This is a genomic window from Streptomyces sp. NBC_00989 (assembly GCF_045162655.1).
Taxonomy (GTDB): Bacteria; Actinomycetota; Actinomycetes; order Streptomycetales; family Streptomycetaceae; genus Streptomyces.
In genome coordinates, this window is record NZ_CP108728.1 from 10,478,790 (window position 1) to 10,495,103 (window position 16,314).

The window sequence follows — 16,314 nt, forward strand, 5'->3', positions numbered from 1 at the left end:
CCGCCACTTCACAAGGAGCCGCCCGCCATGTCCGACCACCCGTCCGTTCCCCGCCGCGGTCCGTCCCGTCGCACCGTCGCCAAGGCCGCCGTCCTCGGTGTCGCGGGCCTGCTCGCCGGCGCCGGGAGAGCCTCGGCCGCCGACGTCACCGTCACCCAACTGGGGCCCCGCACCTACGACTTGGGCATCCCCTCGGCCGCACTGGGCCGCACCGCACCCGTACGGATCATCCTGCCGACCTCCTACGCCGCGTTCCCCGGCCGCACTTGGCCGGTGCTCCACCTCCTGCACGGCGCGCACGACGACTACAACTCGTGGACCCGCGAGACCGACATCGAGGCGTTCACCGCGAACCGGGACCTGATCGTCGCCATGCCGGACGGCGGGCCCACCGGCATCCCCACCCGCTGGCAGACCGGCCTCGACTACGAGACCTTCCAGCTCCAGGAGGTCCCGGCGGTCCTGCGCGCCGGATACCGGGCCTCCACCGTCCAGGCCGTCGCAGGCGTCTCGACCGGCGGATACGGAGCCATGGCGCACGCCGCCCGGCACCCGGGAACGTTCGTGGCGGCGGCGTCGTACAGCGGAATCCCCGACACCACCGTGACGAACATGCCGACGATCATCCAGGGGATCGTAAGACGGGAGAACCTCGATCCCCTGACGCTGTGGGGCGATCCGACGACGAACGCCGCCACCTGGCAGGACTTCAACCCCCGGGCCCGCGCCGCCGCCTTGAGGGGTACCGCGCTCTACGTCTCCGTCGGCAGCGGCAGCCTCGACGGCGGAGTCGGCAGCATCCTCGCGCTGCTGCAGATCATCGTCAGTGGCACCGCGAATGTGCTGCCCGGAGTTCTGGAGAGCCTGGTCGCACCCTCCACACAGGCCTTCGTCACCGCACTCGGACAACTGGGCGTCCCGGCCACCCAGCACCTGTATCAGGGCGGCGGGCACCAATGGAGCGACTGGAAGCGGGAGTTCGCCAACTCGTGGCCGGTTCTCGCCGGTGCGCTCGGTCTGTCGACCTGACCCGTACGGATTTGTCGCGCACGGACAAAATCAAAGCTCCGCCTTATAGTCCACGGACAGTCCGACGGGGTCCTGAGGGAGATATCGTCAGCGTCCGGACCGCCTTGACCGAGCGGTTAGGAGCAAGCCGTATGGACCCGTTCGCCGTCGTCCCTCACCGACTGGCAGACTTTTTACGCCCCCATCTCGACGACATAGCCGCGGAGGTGGCGCGCGAGGTACAGCTTCAGGTACCCGAGTACGCGAGACCGGCCGACGACGCCTACGTGCGGACGATAAGAGCCGGCGTCAGGCAGGCCCTGACCCTGTTCGTGGACCGCATCGCCGACACCGGCCGGGAGGGGGGACACGTCGTCCACACCTACCAGGCGATCGGGCGGGGCGAAGTCGGTGAAGGGCGCGGCCTCGAAGTGCTCCAGGCCGCGCTCCGGCTCGGCGGGCGGGCCGCCTGGCGGCGCATGATGAAGGCCGCCGAAGAACTGGAGCTGGACTCCAGCGAGGTGGCCGCGCTGGCGGACGCGGGCTTCACGCACATGCACGAGATCATGCAGGCGGCCACCGAAGGCCACACCGAGGCGCAGCTGCGCAGCACGGGCGAGTTGCAACGGCGCCGTATGCGGCTGCTGGACCTGCTGTTCGCCGATCCGCCGGCCTCCCCGGAGACGGTCGCCGAACTCGCCCGCGCCGCGGCCTGGCCCCTGCCACAGCGGGTCGCCGTCATCGTGGTGGGCGGCACCGAGCAGCAGCAGGGTGACGAACTCCTGTTGCCCACCGCGGTGTTGGCCGACATGACCGCCCGCCCGGCACGTCTGGTCATCCCGGACCCGGACCTGCCCGGATCCTCGCGCGCCCACGCGCTCGCGTCGGCGCTGCGGGGCAGGCCGGCGGCGGTCGGGCCGACGGTCCCGTTATCGCAGACCGCGGACTCGTTACGCCTGGCCGCCCGAGCCCTCTCGCTCATGCGGCGCGGTGTCCTGCCCGGCGAGGGCGTGCTCCGGTGCGCCGACCACCTCACGACGCTGATCCTCCACGCGGACGAGCCGCTGGTCCGGGCGCTGTCGCACCGGGCCCTCGCACCACTGGCCGGAATCCCGGCGCCACAGCGTGACCGGCTGGCGGAGACGCTGCTGGCGTGGTTGCAATGCGAGAGCAGTGTCAACAGCACCGCTCTGCGTCTGCATATCCATCCGCAGACGGTGCGTTACCGCATGCGGCAGTTGGAGAAACTGTTCGGCGAGAGTCTTCAGGATTCAGAGACCCGTTTCGAACTGGAACTGGCCCTGCGGGCGAACTCCGCCTTCGCATCGGAATCAGCTCGCCCGTTACTTACAGGAGAACAAAAACCGGGCTCGACTTTGTCACGCCACTGACTAACGCACATGTTGCTTGCCGGTCTAGTTATTTGGCAACTCGCTCCTCACTCCTGCGTTCCCTCGTGACGGCCCTTCGGTTCATCCGACGGGCCGTTTCTGCTGTTCAGGGGCCATGCAGTGAAAGCACGAGGCCAATATGAAGCCGGTTCTGGACACTCTTTTGCGGTATGGACCTTTGGTATTCGGTGCGCGTGGCTGGCGGGCTTACCGACCCATGTAACAGCGCGCTGACCAGCATTCGAACCACTCGCGCCCGCCCCGCCCAAGCGGCGCCCCTGACGCGAAAACATCCGAATTGTTTTCTGGCCAATCCGTCGAGCACCGGCGATTTTTCGCCATGGTTCACAGAATGGACACAAGGGCCGCACAAGCTCTCCACTACATTGACGCACCAGAAAGCGGTTGCGACTGGCCCCCGAGCGGGATGTCGGCGTTCCGCGAGGGAGTACGTCCGCTCCCCGAGAGCCGTACTCACCCCCCATGCCCGGAGAGGGAACTTCACCGCATGAAGCGGACCACACGCACTGCCGTACTGACGGCGGGTGCGCTCATCGCCGCGCTCGGCCTCCCCGCCGGTACGGCGAACGCCGCCCCCACGCCCCGAGTGGACCTGCGGGTCCTCGTGGTGAGTGACGGAGGGCCGGCGATCGACGCCATCACGGCGGAACTCGACACCGCCGGCACGCCCTACACCGAGATAGACCTCGGCGCGGCCGGCCGGCCGGCCATCAACGCGGCCTTCCTCGCGGACACCGTGCTCGGCGTACCGCGCGCCAAGTTCCAGGCCGTCGTCCTGCCCAACGACAACCCGTTCGCGGCCGGTTCGGCCGAGATGGCGGCGCTCGCCGCCTACGAGCAGACGTACGCGATCCCCCAGGTCGACGCGTACACCTACGCGCGCCCGGCGGCCGGGCTGCAGGACGCCGCCCAGGGCGGCTACTCCGGCACCGTCGACGGCGTACAGGCCGCGGTGACCACCGCGGGCAAGGCGAGCCCCTTCAGCTACCTCGACGGCCCGGTCCCCTTCGAGAACAACGACCCGGCGGTGAACGAGAGTTACGCCTACCTGTCGACCCCCGCGGCGGGCGCCGACTTCACGCCGTACGTGGACGCCCCGATCCCAGGGAAGTCGACGCGTGGCTCGCTGGTGGGGGAGTACCGGCACGACGGACGGCGCGAACTGGTCGTCACCTTCGTCTACAACCAGTACCAGCAGCAGTTCCGGCTGCTGGCCCGCGGCATCGTGGAGTGGATGACCGGAGGGGTCCATCTCGGCGCCACCCGCAACTACTTCGCCGTGCACGTGGACGACGTGTTCGCGTCCGACGACCGCTGGAACAGCACCCTCAACTGCACGCCCGGCGACGTCGACTGCACCGACCCGAACGCCACCCCCGACCCGATCCGCATGGCCCCCGCGGACGTCACCTACGCCACCGACTGGGAGACCAGGCAGGGCTTCACCCTGGACCTGGCCTACAACGCGGTCGGCACCGTCGACCAGCGCGCCGACAACAACGGCGCGGACCCGCTGGCCGACGCCCTCCTCGCCAGGAAGACCCAGTTCCGCTGGATCAACCACACCTACACCCACGCCTTCCTGGGCTGTGTGCAGAACATCACCGTGGTGCCGTGGAAGTGCGACACCAACGCCAACGGCACCACCAAGTGGGTCAGTACGGCCGACATCTCCACCGAGATCGCCAACAACCGCGCCTGGGGCCAGACCAACGGACTGCCGCTGAACACCAAGGAGTTGGTCACCGGCGAGCACTCCGGCATGAAGGTGCTGCCGCAGCAGCCCGTCGACAACCCCAACCTGGCCCTCGCCCTCAGCCTGAACGGCATCACCTCGCTCGGCTCGGACAACTCCCGTGAGCCCGCCCAGCGTCAGCTCGGCCCCGCCATCACCGTCCCGCGCTACCCGGTCAACGTCTTCTACAACGCGGGCCGCGCCGCCGAGCAGGTCGACGAGTACAACTGGATCTACACCAAGCGCGCCCAGGGCGGCAGCGGCATCTGCGAGGACAACCCCGCCACCACCACCTGCCTGCCGGCCCCGCTGAACACGGCCACCGGCTACGCCGACCGCATCGTGCCGCTGGAGACCCGCGCCGCGCTCGGGCACGTGCTCTCGGGCGACCCCAAGCCTCACTTCATCCACCAGTCGAACCTCACCGAGGACCGCCTCGCCTACCCGGTCCTCGACGGAGTCCTCAACGGCTACCGCGCCCTGTTCGCGGACAACACCCCCGTGGTGAACCTGCGGATGGAGGACATCGGCATCGAACTCCAGCGCAGGGCCGCCTGGCAGAAAGCCCTCCAGGCCGGCCAGGTGACCGCCTACCGCATCGGCAACCAGGTCACCGTCCAGGCGCCGTTCGGGCTGGCGGTCACCGGCTCCGTGCCGATCGGGACCACCATGGGCGGCGTCGCCTTCGGAACGCCGTACGCGGGCAGGCTTTCCGGCTGGAACATCTCCAACGGCCTCCCGGTCACGCTCACTCTCCCGGCCTCCGCCACGGCCACGGCCGCCGCCTCCTCCTCCGGAAGTCTCGCGGCGACGAAGCCCGCCCCGGCCGCCCGCGTCCCCGCGGCCGTGACCGAGCAGGCTGCGGACACCGCGGCCAACTGAACGGCGCACAGGACCGACCGGTGCGCCGCCTCCACCTGGGGGCGCACCGGTCGGGAAACACCCCCACACCTCGGCCGTGGAGCCCATCGATGTACGTTCCCTACGACGCGCGACGCCCCAGCAGCGGGGTACGCGTCACCCTGCTCACCGAAGGCACCTACCCGCACAGCCATGGCGGTGTGAGCGTCTGGTGCGACCAACTCGTCCAGGGCATGCCCGAGATCGACTTCGACGTCATCGCCGTCACCGGCACCGGACGCGAACCGCTCGTCTGGGAGCTGCCCACGCATGTCTCGCAGGTCCTGTCCGTCCCCATGTGGGGCGACCCGCCCGCGGGCCGTGAGCCCCGGTGGAGTGCCCGCGCCCAACTGGGCGACGCCTACGAGGAGTTCCTCACCGCGCTGCTCGACCCGCGCGCCGAGGCCCGCTTCCCGCGCGCCCTCTATGCGCTGGCGCGGGCGGCGGCGGGCCGGACACTCAGTTCCTTCCTGCGCGGAGACAAGGCGATCGCGATCCTCACCTCGGTGTGGAACCGGCCGGGCCTGGCCGTCCGCGAGGCCGCCCCGAGCCTGCACGACGCGCTCACCGCGACCTCCCTGCTGGAACACGCCCTGCGCCCGCTGGCCGTACCGCTCCCACGCACCGGTATCACGCACGCGGTCAGCGGAGGCATCGCCACCCTGCCGGGCCTCGCGGCACTCGATCAGCACGGCGTGCCCCTGCTGCTGACCGAGCACGGCGTCTATCTGCGCGAGCGCTACCTCGGTTACCGCATCGCGCCGTACCGCTGGCCAGTGAAGGCGGTCCTGCTCGGTTTCTTCCGGCTGCTGGCGCAGGAGAGCTACCGGCGGGCCGCCCTGATCACTCCCGGCAACCGGTACAACCGGGTGTGGGAGGAACAGGGCGGCGCGGCACCGGAGTCGATCCGCACGGTCTACAACGGCGTCGACCCCACGGCCTTTCCCCCCGCCGGCCCCGAGCCGCAGGGGTTCACCCTCAGCTGGGCCGGCCGGGTCGACCCGATCAAGGACCTGGAGACCCTCATCCGTGCCTTCGCGCTGGTGCGAGCCCAACTCCCGTACGCCCGGCTGCGGTTGTTCGGTGGCACACCGCGCGGCGGCGAGGCGTACCGGGAGCGCTGCGAGGCGCTGGCCGCCACGCTCGGGCACGCCGACGCCGTCACCTTCGAGGGCCGCGTCGACGACATCCGGGACGCCTACGCGGCCGGCAACGTGGTGATGCTGTCCAGCATCAGCGAGGGCTTCCCGTTCACCCTGATCGAGGCCATGTCCTGCGGGCGGGCGACCGTCTCCACCGACGTGGGCGGAGTGCGGGAGGCCGTCGGCGACACCGGATTCGTGGTGCCGCCGCGTGACCCCGCGTCGATGGCCGCGGCGGCGCTGGAACTGCTGGGCGACCCGGAGCGGCGCCGGGCGATGGGCGAGGCGGCGCGGCTACGGGTGATCGACCGGTTCACGCTGCGGCACACCATCGACACCTTTCGGGCCATCTATCGCGAACTGCCCACACTGCAAAGGGAGTCCGAGCGCATATCGGTCCCGGCGGAGCACTTCGCCGCGGTCGCCGGATGAGCGGGCCGATGTCCCTGGAACCGAGCGGTTCCCAGCAGGACACGCTGATGCTGCGGCTCTCGGACATCCATCCGCCACGCCGCCGGCCGCGCTGGGCCGTCGACGACTCCACGCTCACCATCCGACTGCCCTGGCACGGCCCCGACCAGGAGGCGGTCAGCTGGCTCGCCGCCGAACTCGCCGACCGGATCGGACCCGCCGTCCACCCGTACGAGGTGGCCGCTCTCCTGGAGGCGGAGGGCCTGACGGCGCCGATGGTCAGGGAACGGTACGGCCATCCCAGCCTGTTCTCGCTCGCCGCCGCACTGTACGAGCAGGTACCGCGGACCTTCCCGGAACCGGCCCCGGCGGCCGACCCGTGGCGTCCGGACACCGTGCGCTGTCTGCTGCGGGGAGTGCTGTTCGCCCTGCCGGGCCTCGCGTACCTGCTCACCGCGCCGCTGTGGAACCCGAAGGAGCACGCCTCCGCGCTGATCGTGGCCGGGCTGATCTCCTGGGCCTGGGGCCAGGCGCTCGGGCACCGCGCCCACCTGCGGATGGCGACCGGACGGCGGGAGGGAGCCCGTACCCTCTCGGCCGGTGCGCCCCTCGGAGCACTGGTCGCCACCGCGGCGGCCGCACCGCTCGCCCACAGCGGGGCGCTGCTCCTCGCGACGGCAGCGCAGTCGCTGTATCTGGCGGCGGCCGGGGTGCTGCTGGTACTGGCCCGCGAGCGGCTGCTGCTGGCCGCGCTCTCCCCGCTGATCGCCGGGGCCGCCGTCCTGCCCTGGTGGGAGCCGGGCGACCTCGCGAGGGCCGAGCTGCCGATGCTGGCCGTGGTGGCCACGTTCTTCGCGGCCGTCTGGGCGCTCAGGGAACCCCTCGCGGCGCCCGCCGTGCCCGGTGCGGCCCGGCCGCGCCTGCTGTCCTCCCTGCCGTACGGCCTGTTCGGGCTGGCGGCCGGGGTGCTGGTACTGCTGGAGGCACGCCAGGAGCCGTACGCGGTGATCGTGCTGACCGTCAGCATGGGGCCCGCGGAGTGGCTGCTGTACCGCTACCGGGGTCTGTCGGTGGCCGCGCTGCGTGCCAGTGCGACACCGGCGGGGTTCCTGCTCCGCACGGCCGACAACCTCTCGCTCTGTCTGTTCGCCTACCTGCTCCCGCTGTGGCCGGCGGCCCTGCTCATCGGCGTGGCACCGGTCGCGCTGCTCGCGCTCGCGGCGACTCTCTGGGCCGCCCTGCTCCTCCAGGCGTTCGGGGCGGCCTGGCCCTCGGCGGTCGTCTGTGTCACCGCGGCGGGAGGCGCCGGGGCGGTGACATTCCTCCACCTGCCGCCGGGCCCGGTCGCGGCGCTCACCCTGTGCGGCGGCGCCGCCGCGCTGTGTCTGTCGGTGTCCGTGCTGTGGCTGCTCGGCCGTCCCGCGCCCCACGCGTAGACGGCCCGCCCACCCGCGTCCACCCTTCACCCCCCATCTCAACTCCTCGGAAGGACAACAGAGTTGACCTCCGCACCACTCGCCGCCGTCACCGGAGCCGAGGGGTTCATCGGCTCCCATCTCACCGAGGCACTGGTCGCCTCCGGGCACCGGGTACGAGCCATGGCCCAGTACAACTCCTTCTCCTCCTACGGCTGGCTGGAGACCCTGCACCCGGACGTCCTCGACCAGGTGGATATCGTCCTCGGCGACGTCCGCGACCCGGGCTCGGTCCGCGGCCTGTTCGAAGGGGCCGACACCGCCTACCACTTGGCCGCGCTGATCGCGATCCCGTACTCCTACCAGGCGCCGCACAGTTACGTGGACACCAACGTCACCGGCACCCTCAACGTGCTGGAGGCGGTACGCGCGTTGGGCACGCCACGGCTGGTGCACACCTCCACCAGTGAGACGTACGGCACCGCCCAGACGGTGCCGATCACCGAGGACCACCCCATCAACACCCAGTCCCCGTACGCCGCTTCGAAGGCGGGCGGCGACCGGCTGGCCGACAGCTACCACGCGAGCTTCGCGACGCCCGTGGTGACACTGCGCCCCTTCAACACCTTCGGGCCGCGCCAGTCGATGCGGGCCGTCATCCCGACCGTCATCGGCCAAGTGGCCGCCGGGGAACGGACGATCACCCTCGGCGACCTGCGCCCCACCCGGGACTTCACCTACGTCAAGGACACCGCGCAGGCGTTCCAGGCCGTCGGTACCGCGCCCGCAGAGCAGGTGGTGGGCCGCACCTTCAACGCCGGTACCGGCGGGGAGATCCCGGTCGGCGACCTGGTCGCGCTGATCGGCAAGGTGATGGACACCGCGCTCGACATGCGCGAGGACACCGCGCGCATCCGGCCCGCCAGTTCCGAGGTGATGCGGCTGGTCGCGGACGCGAGCCGGCTCACCGCCGCGACCGGCTGGCAGCCCGCGCACACCCTGGAGGAAGGGCTCGCGCACACCGTGGAGTTCTTCCGCGACCCGGCCAACCTCGCCCGGTACAAGACCGGCATCTACAACATCTGAACCGTCGGGCACCGCCCTCACGAACCCCACCAATCTCACGAAGGAGGAGTCCCATGCATGCGGTGATCCTGGCGGGAGGCAAGGGTGTCCGGCTGCGGCCCTACACCACGGCGCTGCCCAAGCCGCTCGTCCCCATCGGCGACCAGCACGCCATCCTGGAGATCGTGCTGCGTCAGTTGGCCACGGCCGGCTTCACTCACGTCACCATCGCCATCGGCCACCTCGGCGAGATCATCCGCGCCTACGTCGGCGACGGCACCCAGTGGGGCATGGAGATCGACTACGCCACCGAGGAGAGCCCGTTGGGCACCCTGGGCCCGCTGCTCACCCTGCGCGAGAAGCTGCCCGAGACCTTCCTGGTGATGAACGGCGACGTCCTGACGGACCTCGACTACGCGGACATGCTGCACACGCACGAGGAATCGGGGGCGCCGCTGACCATCGCCACGTACGCCCGCAAGGTGCACATCGACTTCGGGGTGCTGACCACCGACCTGTCGAAGGTGGTCGCCTTCACCGAGAAGCCGAGCATCGACTACCGCGTCTCCATGGGCGTCTACGGCGTCTCCCGCGACACCCTGGACGGCTACACGCCCGGGCTGCCGCTGGGCTTCGACGAGCTGGTCCTGGATCTGATACGGGATCAGAACCAGCCGCACGCCTACGACTTCGGGGGCTACTGGCTCGACATCGGACGCCCCGACGACTACGACCGGGCCAACGCCGAGTTCACCTCCCGCAAGTCCCATCTCCTCAAGGGGGCCTGAGCACCCCATGCGCATCCTCGTCCTGGGTTCCACCGGCTATCTCGGAACCCATGTCGCCGAACGCCTGCGCACCCTGCGCGGTGCGCGGGTCCTCCGGGCCGGCCGCTCACCCGACGCGGACCACCAGGTCGACCTCGCCTCCGTCCGTCCGGAGGAGCTGGCCAAGACCCTGGCCTCGGTCGCGCCCGACGCGGTGGTCAACTGCGCGGGCGCGACCGGCGGCGACGCGGTGACCCTCGCCGAGCTCAACACCCGCGGTCCGGCGGTACTGTGCGCCGCGCTGCGGGACGCGGCCCCGGCGGCCCGGCTGGTGCACCTCGGCTCGGCCGCCGAGTACGGGCCGGGCGAGCCGGACAACCCGGTGACGGAGTCCGCCGCGACCCGCCCGGTCGGCCCGTACGGGGCGACCAAACTGGCGGGCACGGCCGTGGTCACCTCGTCCGGCCTCGACTCGGTGGTGCTGCGGGTCGGCAACCCCGTCGGCCCCGGAGCACCGCCCGCCGGGCTGCCGGGCCGGATGACCGCGCTGCTCCGGCAGGCCGACCGCGGCCCCGACGCGGTACTGCGGCTCGGTGACCTCTCCACCCACCGCGACTTCGTGGACGTACGCGATGTGGCGTGGGCGGTCGAGTTCGCGGTCACCGCGCCCAAACCGCTGTTACCGCTACTGAACATCGGCTCCGGCCGGGCCGTCCCGGTGCGCGAACTCGTGCACGGCCTGGCGGAGTTGGCCGGTTTCCGGGGCCGTATCGAAGAGAACGCGGGGAGCGGAGGCTCGGCCCGCTCGGGCGAGGTGTCGTGGCAGTGCTCGGCGATCGGCGCCGCGGAGGAGGCGCTGGGCTGGCGCCCTCTCCACACCCTCGACGAGGCGCTCGCCGCCCTGTGGGAAGCCGACGGCTCACCGTGAGCCTGCTCGTCCCGCTGTATGTGCACCCCGCCGAAGACCCGGGCGCCTGGCACCAGTTGATCCAGGCGGCCGGGCGCACGTACGGCGTGATCCTCAACCCCGCGAACGGGCCCGGCGAGCGGCCCGACCCCGCGTTCACCGCGGCGGCCGCGGCGCTCAGGGGGGCAGGCGCGCGGCTGCTCGGCTACGTCGACACCGACTACGGGCTGCGCGCACAGGCCGAGGTCGCCGTGGACCTGCGCCGGCACCAGGAGTGGTACGAGGTCGACGGCTGCTTCCTCGACCGGGTGACGGCGACGCGGCACGCGCTGCCCCGCTGCAGGCGACTGGTGCGGACGCTGCGCAAACTGGGCGCGGGGACGGTGGTCCTCAACCCCGGGATGTATCCGGCGCGCGGCTACGCCCGCCTGGCCGACCTGACCGTCACCTTCGAGGGCCACTGGTCGACGTACGTCTCGGTGTTCACCCGCCCGTCATGGTCCATGCGCCTGCCGCCCGAGCGGCTGTGCCATCTCGTCTACGGCGTCCCCGAGGTGCTGGTGCCGCTCGCGGTGCGCACCGCGCGTGAGCGGGGCGCCGGGGTCAGCGGCCCCGTGACCGGCGAACTACCCAACCCCTGGGCCGAGTTGACGCCCGCACTGACCGGAACGGAACAATGAGGAACACGGCACGAGTGATCCTGCCGGCGCTGACCCTGGCACTGGCGGGCTGTTCCGGCACCGAGCCGGAGGAGAGCCGCTGGCAGCCCCACCCCGGGCTGGCCTGGCAGTGGCAACTCGACACCAGGGTGGACCCGTCGGTGGACGTGCCCGTCTACGACATCGACGGGTTCGAGAACACGGTGGCGGACGTGGCCCGGCTGCACCGCGACGGCCGCAAGGTCATCTGCTACATCAACGTCGGCGCGTGGGAGAACTTCCGCCCCGACAAGGCCGACTTCCCCCGCCCGCTGCTCGGCGAGCAGAACGGCTGGGCGGGCGAACGCTGGCTGGACATCCGCGAGTTGACCGTACTGCGGCCGATCATGGAGCGGCGCTTCGACATGTGCCGCGACAAGGGCTTCGACGCGGTGGAGCCGGACCTGGTGGAGGGCTACGGCAACGACACCGGCTTCCCGCTCACCCCGCGCGACCAGCTCCGTTACAACCGCATGATCGCCTCGATCGCGCACGAACGCGGGCTGTCCGTGGGCCTGAAGAACGACCTCCCGCAGATCCCCCAACTCCTGCCCGACTTCGACTTCGCGGTCAACGAGGAGTGCGCCCAGTACGACGAGTGCGCGCGCCTGTCGCCCTTCATCGCGTCCGGCAAGGCGGTCTTCCACGTGGAGTACGCGGAACCGACGAGCCGCTTCTGCGCCGAGTCCCGGAAGCTGAAGCTGTCGTCGATGCAGAAGAGACTGGAGCTGGGGGTGTGGCGCAAGCCGTGCTGAAGCGGGTGCGAACGCGAACAGGTTCCTCGGATCAGGCGTCCGGGGTCAGGCAGGCGGCGGCGCGTTCCGGGCCGAGGAACGGGGCCAGCACGGAGTAGGTCAGACCGGGCAGCAGGCCCGGCAACTCCGCGGTCCGGTCCGCGGCGATCCGGCGGTAGATCGCGGAGTACACCCCGCCGACCACCGTGTCGATCAACTCCTCTGTGGGGATGGGCATTTCCGTCTTCGGCAGGTCGGTGAAGAAGTCCCGGAAGCGGGCCAGCAGTGCCTCGCGCGCCTCCCACCCGGCCGGTCCGACCGCGTCGATCTCCACGATCGCCATCACCGCGAACGCGGGCGCGTCGGCGAGTATGCCGAGCAGTGCGCCGAGCCCGGCGCGGACCGCGCTCGGCCAGTCCGGTGCCTTGGCGTGGGCCTCCTCCATGGCACCGATGACCATGGTCGTGCCGTACCGGTGCGCGGCGAGGAAGGCGTCCTCCTTGCCCTTGAAGAGGTCGTAGAAGACGGGCCTGGTCACGCCCGCCGCCTGGCAGATGTCGCTGACGCGGGTGTGGGCGTAGCCGACCTGGGCGACCGTGCGGACGAAGCCGTCGAGGAGCCGGTCGCGCTGGTTGGCGGCGACCAGCTCGGGGGAGGTGCGGCGGGGCCCTCGGCGCAGTGAGCGCTCCGGGTCGCGGGCCATGCGGGTACCGGGCAGCACGAGCGCAGGCGGCACCGACGGGCCAGTTGCCATTCCGCGTCCTTCCTCGGGAACTTGCGCGCACTGTATTGACTTGAATACCCGTCAGGTTTACAACTCTCACAGGTTTTCTTCTTGCGCGGACCTGCGGCGGGACGCCGTCGGCGCCGTCAGTGTCACGCACCCGCAAGGCCGCCAACAAGTGTCCTCGCGTCCCTGACCCAGGGTCGGAGACGTGCACCGGTCCGGCAGTTCCCGCTGTCCCGGGAGCCGCCCTGCGCGGATCGCAGCGTTCACCCCCGAGCCGGGGGCAGCGACCCGTCCTCGTCACCAACTCCCTTGTCAGAGGACCCCGCATGCGCAGATACACCGTCCCCGCCCTCGCCGTCACGGCCGCCCTGACGGCCCTGACCCTCCTCCCCGCCACCGCCGCCTCGGCGGACAGCGCGGTGCTCACCCACGGCAGCGCCGCCGGTAGCGCGGTCTCCGTCGGCGACGTACTCACCGCCTCGCTGGCGAGCGGTACCAAGGCCGCCCTCGCCACCAGCAGCGGTGGCAGCTCCGGCATCACCTGCACCGGTTCGACGCTCTCCGCCACGGTGACCGCGAACCCCGCCGCCCCGGGCACCGCCACCGAGTCCGCGACCTCCCAGACCTTCAGCGGCTGCACCAGCAACGTCTTCGGCGTCACCGGGGTGCAGAGCATCACCGTCAACGGCCTGCCCTACAGCACCGCCGCCGCCTCCGACGGCACCGTCACGGTGACCCCCGCCTCGGGCGGCACGATCCAGACCACGGTGGTGCTCTCCACCCTGCTGGGCTCCGTCACCTGCGTCTACCGGGCGCCCAGCCTCGCCGCGATGAGCTCCAACAGCACCACCAGCCTGACCTTCACCAACCAGGCGTTCACCAAGTTCTCCGGCTCGGTGCTGTGCGCGGGCAACGGCTACTTCTCGGCCACCTACGCCCCCGTGACCGACAGCAGTGTCAGCGGTGCCCCCGCCGTCTACACCAACTGACAGCGTCCGAGAGGAATCCCGTGAAACTGCTCCGCCCCCGAGCGCTCATGGCGATCCTCGCGATCGTCACCTCGATCGCCCTCGCCCTCATCGCCCCCGCCCAGGCCGCCGCCGGCAACCCCTACCAGCGCGGCCCGGCCCCGACCGAGGCGAGCGTCACCGCCGAGACCGGTCCGTTCACCGTCGCCCAGGTCAACGTGCCGTCCGGCAGCGGCCAGGGCTTCAACAACGGCACCATCTATTTCCCCACCGACACCAGCCAGGGCACCTTCGGCGCCGTCGTCATCATGCCGGGCTTCGTCGCCCCGCAGGCGGAGATCGCCTGGTACGGACCCCGGCTGGCCTCCCAGGGCTTCGTGGTGATGACCCTCGACAGCAACGCGCTGTGGGACTTCCCGACCGACCGCAGCAACCAACAACTCGCCGCGCTCAGCTACTTGACGACCAAGAGCGCGGTGAAGAACGAGATCGACCCCACCCGGACGGCCGTGATGGGCTGGTCGATGGGCGGCGGCGGCACGCTGGAGAGCGCGGCGAGCACCCCGTCGCTCAAGGCGGCCATCGCGCTGGCGCCCTGGGACATCGTCAACGTCGGTGACCAGATCACGGTGCCCACCATGATCTACGGCGCAGACGGTGACACCGTCGCCCCCGTCTCCACCTTCACCCTGCCCGCCTACAACGCCCTGACGAACGACCGCGACAAGGCGTTCATCGAACTCAGGAACGCCGACCACTTCACCTTCGCCAGCGCCAACACCACGGTCGCGAAATACAGCATCAGCTGGCTCAAGCGCTTCGTGGACAACGACACCCGCTACGACCAGTTCCTGTGCCCGACCCCGAACGACCCCGACACCGTCGCCTTCCAGAACACCTGCCCGATGTAGCCCCCTCCAGGAAGCGCGGCAGGCACGGGCCCTGACGGCCGCCCGTGCCTGCCGCGTTCTGTATGCGGGCCACGCGCGACCCCGGTCCGGTCGAACCGGTTCGACGGAACCTAGCAGCGCGGAAATCCACCGGCAATACCTCCGGCGGAGGCGGTTGCGGCACCTTCCTTTGCAGCTCCCTCCACAGTTCCCCTGAGATTCCGGGGATGTTACGAGAAGTGTCGCGCGAGGTGTTGACAGCGGCTGGGGTTGTTCCTACCTTCACTTCACGCGAACCGGTTCGACGACTGGTTCCGAGTCTCGGAGTCATCGAACCGGTTCGACCCAGCCAAGGAGTGCCCGTGAACATCGGTGAGATCGCCCGGCGGGCCGGTGTCTCGCGGAGCACTGTGTCCGTCGCGCTGAGCGGTAAGCGCCCGGTGTCGGAGGACACCCGCCGGAAGATCCAGCGCGTCATCGACGAGCTGGGCTACCGGCCCAACGCCAGCGCCCGTGCCCTGGCCAACGGCCGGACCAACACGATCGGCCTGGTCTTCCCGCCGGCAGGCAACCACTACACCGGTATGCAACTCGACTTCATCGGCAGCGTGGTGGAGGCGGCCGCCGCCCAGGACTACGACGTACTGCTGTCTCCCAGCGGTGTCGACAGCGACCGTTCCTTCCAGCGGATGCTGGGGGAGCGGCGGGTCGACGGCGCGATCCTGATGGAGATCAGGCTGGAGGACGACCGGGTCGATCACCTGGCCGCCCTCGACTTCCCGTCCGTGGCCATCGGCCGGACCGCCCATCCCGAGGGCACCTGGTGGGTCGGCCTGGACCACACCGCGCTGGCGGCGGCGTGCGTCCATCACCTCGCGGACCTCGGCCACCGCCGGGTCGCCTTCGTCAACCGTCCCGAACAACTGCTGCGGGCCGGATACGAGTCAGCCCACCACGGGCTCGACGGCTTCACCAAGGCCGCGGCCGAACGCGGGCTCACCGTCCGGACGTACTGCTGCGGGGACGACGCCGCCTCCGGCCAGGCCTGCCTGGAACAGATCCTGCACGACGACCCGGCCACCACTGCCCTGGTCACCCTCAACGAGGCCGCGCTCGGCGGCCTGTACCGCGGGCTGTCCCAGGCCGGCCGTCACGTACCGCGCGACTTCTCCGTCACCGGCGTCGTGGCGGGCCGGTGGGCGGAGACGGTGACCCCGCAGCTCACCGCGGCGGACGTACCGGCGGAGGAGATGGGCCGACACGCCGTCGACCTCCTCGTCGAGCGGCTCGACCACCCCGACGCACCGCCCCGCCACCACCTGCTTGCCCCGCCCATCTCACTGCGCGCGAGCACAGGGCCCGGCACGCCGTCGCCCACCGAGGCCCGCTGACCCAGCCCCGCTGACCCAGGCCCACCCCGCACCACCTCCTCACCACGGATCACGGGCACCGCCGTCCCCTCATCGCCGCCGTGGCTGTCCGGCATGCCCGCTTCCCCCCGTTCGTCACCCTCCCTCGGCACACCCGTGCCC

Annotated in this window: 14 protein-coding genes; 13 read left to right on the forward strand and 1 reads right to left on the reverse strand. The window is 70.8% G+C overall.

Annotated features, from left to right (window positions below; translation table 11 throughout):
- Positions 1-27: 27 nt before the first annotated feature.
- From OG714_RS47215 to OG714_RS47260, 10 genes are all read left to right on the forward strand, one after another.
- Positions 28-1,029 carry an alpha/beta hydrolase gene (locus OG714_RS47215; RefSeq protein WP_406130552.1) on the forward strand — a complete coding sequence of 334 codons (1,002 nt, stop codon included), beginning with the start codon at positions 28-30 and terminating at the stop codon, positions 1,027-1,029.
- 131 nt (positions 1,030-1,160) lie between these two features.
- Positions 1,161-2,399 (forward strand): PucR family transcriptional regulator, encoded by a 1,239-nt coding sequence (locus OG714_RS47220; protein WP_406130553.1) that lies wholly within the window; start codon positions 1,161-1,163, stop codon positions 2,397-2,399.
- A gap of 508 nt (positions 2,400-2,907) precedes the next feature.
- Positions 2,908-5,037, forward strand: coding sequence for a hypothetical protein (locus tag OG714_RS47225; protein ID WP_406130555.1), 2,130 nt, complete (start codon positions 2,908-2,910; stop codon positions 5,035-5,037).
- 89 nt (positions 5,038-5,126) lie between these two features.
- Positions 5,127-6,629, forward strand: coding sequence for a GT4 family glycosyltransferase PelF (gene pelF, locus OG714_RS47230; protein ID WP_406130557.1), 1,503 nt, complete (start codon positions 5,127-5,129; stop codon positions 6,627-6,629).
- On the forward strand, positions 6,626-8,044 hold the full coding sequence (locus OG714_RS47235; protein ID WP_406130558.1) for a hypothetical protein: 1,419 nt from the start codon (positions 6,626-6,628) through the stop codon (positions 8,042-8,044). The genes pelF and OG714_RS47235 overlap by 4 nt, the downstream gene beginning before the upstream one ends.
- A gap of 63 nt (positions 8,045-8,107) precedes the next feature.
- Complete coding sequence (locus OG714_RS47240; protein WP_406130560.1) at positions 8,108-9,109, forward strand: GDP-mannose 4,6-dehydratase; 1,002 nt, start codon at positions 8,108-8,110, stop codon at positions 9,107-9,109.
- A gap of 53 nt (positions 9,110-9,162) precedes the next feature.
- Positions 9,163-9,876 carry a sugar phosphate nucleotidyltransferase gene (locus OG714_RS47245; RefSeq protein WP_317888327.1) on the forward strand — a complete coding sequence of 238 codons (714 nt, stop codon included), beginning with the start codon at positions 9,163-9,165 and terminating at the stop codon, positions 9,874-9,876.
- 7 nt (positions 9,877-9,883) lie between these two features.
- Positions 9,884-10,783 (forward strand): NAD-dependent epimerase/dehydratase family protein, encoded by a 900-nt coding sequence (locus tag OG714_RS47250; protein ID WP_406130561.1) that lies wholly within the window; start codon positions 9,884-9,886, stop codon positions 10,781-10,783.
- Positions 10,780-11,442, forward strand: a complete 663-nt coding sequence (locus OG714_RS47255; protein ID WP_406130563.1) for a spherulation-specific family 4 protein — start codon at positions 10,780-10,782, stop codon at positions 11,440-11,442. The genes OG714_RS47250 and OG714_RS47255 overlap by 4 nt, the downstream gene beginning before the upstream one ends.
- Positions 11,439-12,215: an endo alpha-1,4 polygalactosaminidase gene (locus OG714_RS47260; protein WP_406130565.1), complete on the forward strand. Its 777-nt coding sequence runs from the start codon at positions 11,439-11,441 to the stop codon at positions 12,213-12,215. The genes OG714_RS47255 and OG714_RS47260 overlap by 4 nt, the downstream gene beginning before the upstream one ends.
- A gap of 31 nt (positions 12,216-12,246) precedes the next feature.
- On the opposite strand, the gene OG714_RS47265 is transcribed toward OG714_RS47260, so the two are convergent.
- A complete protein-coding gene (locus OG714_RS47265; protein ID WP_406130567.1) occupies positions 12,247-12,948 on the reverse strand; it encodes a TetR/AcrR family transcriptional regulator in 702 nt (233 codons plus the stop codon).
- 302 nt (positions 12,949-13,250) lie between these two features.
- Between OG714_RS47265 and OG714_RS47270 the strand changes: the two genes are divergently transcribed.
- The 3 genes from OG714_RS47270 (at position 13,251) to OG714_RS47280 (ending at position 16,173) form a co-directional block, all read left to right on the forward strand.
- Positions 13,251-13,913, forward strand: coding sequence for a Tat pathway signal sequence domain protein (locus OG714_RS47270; RefSeq protein ID WP_406130569.1), 663 nt, complete (start codon positions 13,251-13,253; stop codon positions 13,911-13,913).
- A gap of 47 nt (positions 13,914-13,960) precedes the next feature.
- Positions 13,961-14,803 (forward strand): dienelactone hydrolase family protein, encoded by an 843-nt coding sequence (locus OG714_RS47275; protein ID WP_406132184.1) that lies wholly within the window; start codon positions 13,961-13,963, stop codon positions 14,801-14,803.
- A 341-nt stretch (positions 14,804-15,144) separates the two neighbouring features.
- Positions 15,145-16,173 carry a LacI family DNA-binding transcriptional regulator gene (locus tag OG714_RS47280; RefSeq protein ID WP_406130571.1) on the forward strand — a complete coding sequence of 343 codons (1,029 nt, stop codon included), beginning with the start codon at positions 15,145-15,147 and terminating at the stop codon, positions 16,171-16,173.
- Positions 16,174-16,314: the final 141 nt, after the last annotated feature.